General features: G+C 46.0%; 1 protein-coding gene. It reads left to right on the plus strand.

The features are described 5' to 3' along the window. Positions 1-132 precede the first annotated feature (132 nt). A complete protein-coding gene (locus IQ242_RS24180; protein WP_193961706.1) occupies positions 133-1449 on the plus strand; it encodes a family 10 glycosylhydrolase in 1317 nt (438 codons plus the stop codon). The last annotated feature ends 195 nt before the right edge of the window (positions 1450-1644 follow it).

The following is a 1644-nucleotide window of genomic DNA, read 5'->3' on the forward strand; positions in this document are numbered from 1 at the left end:
CCCCACACCCTGTCCCCACGAAAAACTTTTTCGGCAAACCCTAGCTATATATTTTGGGTCAATCTAGCCTCAAAGAGTTGAGCAAAGCTGGTATTATAACCAGTTAAAACCGTTAATCTTCACCTTAAAGAAATGACTTTTCTAATTCCGACTAGCGTTTGGCGGCAAATTCTTAAAAAGTTCCCTATACTACTATTCTTAGTATCTTTTCTCATAGTCCTACTATTAGGCTATTTTTCTGCCGCTTTCTCTCAAAGTCGAGATCCTGATATCCGCGGTGTTTGGATCACCACCAACGATACTGCGATGCTGATGGACAGGGATAAACGACAACAGGCGATCGAGCAATTAGTTAATCTTAATTTTAATGCTATCTATCCCGTGGTCTGGAATTCCGGTTATGCTCTCTATCCCAGTGCGATCGCCCAACGGGAAGGAATACAGCCTTTTGTGCCTACGGGAGCGCAGGGACAAGATATCTTGGCAGAATTGGTGGAACAAACCCGTGGCAGGGGATTATTGGTCATTCCTTGGTTTGAATTCGGATTTATGGCTCCTCCCACCTCGGAATTAGCCTTAAAACATCAGGACTGGTTAACCCAAAAACGCGACGGGGGGACCACTTGGGTAGGGGCAGCCGGTGAGGTGGTGTGGTTGAATCCCTTCCGTCCCGAGGTGCAGAATTTTCTGCGGGAGTTAGTCTTGGAAGTAGTGGGACAATACGATATTAATGGCATCCAATTCGACGATCATCTGAGTTTACCCAACGAATTCGGCTATGATCCCTATACTATCGCTCTTTATCAACAGGAAACCGAAAAAACGCCCCCAGCTAACCCCCGGGATCCCGAATGGACAAAATGGCGGGCCGATAAAATCACTGCTTTTCTGGCTAATCTCAAAGAATCAATTCAGGCAATTAAACCGAATATACTGCTTTCGATCGCCCCTAATCCCTACGAATTCGCCTATAATGGTCATTTACAGGATTGGCTCGGTTGGGTGCGGCAAGGATTAGTCGATGAGTTAATCGTACAGGTTTATCGTCCCGATTTGCCCAGTTTTCTCAAACAAATAGAGCGTCCCGAAATTCAGGAAACCCAGCAAACTATCCCCACCGGTGTGGGAGTTTTAACCGGTTTACGCAATCGACCGATTGCCCTACCCTTGATTGAAGAAAAGGTATTGGCTGCTCGTCAACGGGGTTTAGGGGTGATTTTCTTCTTTTATGAAAGTCTCTGGCAGCAAGCTTTGGAACCGCCAGAAACCAGAAAAGCGGCAATTCAAGCGATGTTTTCGCAACCCATCACTCCCCGTCTTCCCGTGCTGGAAAATATCCCCTTAGTTAGTACACCTGAACCTGTTGACCAGCCAGAACTAACCCCCACACCTCCCCCCTTAGCTCCGGACGGGATCGAAATTCCTGTAATTCCCCCTCCGGGTAGTTAATAGCAATTTTTGCCCATCAAAATTATACTAAATCCTGTTTAAAAGGTATAGGAGAGTGGCGGGATTTTTTTCAGTGTTGCCAAAGGCACGGCGTAGCCGTCCAGTAAACAGTAAACAGTGAAATGAAAACTCACATCTGATTAAATGCTGACGTCTAAAAAGCTTGTCAAGATTGCCGAGAAGCAGCATTTAAGT

Origin of the sequence: Microcystis sp. LEGE 08355, assembly GCF_015207185.1 — a bacterium.
In the GTDB taxonomy this organism is placed as follows: Bacteria; Cyanobacteriota; Cyanobacteriia; order Cyanobacteriales; family Microcystaceae; genus Microcystis; species Microcystis panniformis.

Bases quoted from the DNA above. Each gene is read 5' to 3' on its own strand.
- IQ242_RS24180 (WP_193961706.1), top strand. From the start codon at position 133: ATGACTTTTCTAATTCCGACTAGCGTTTGGCGGCAAATTCTTAAAAAG.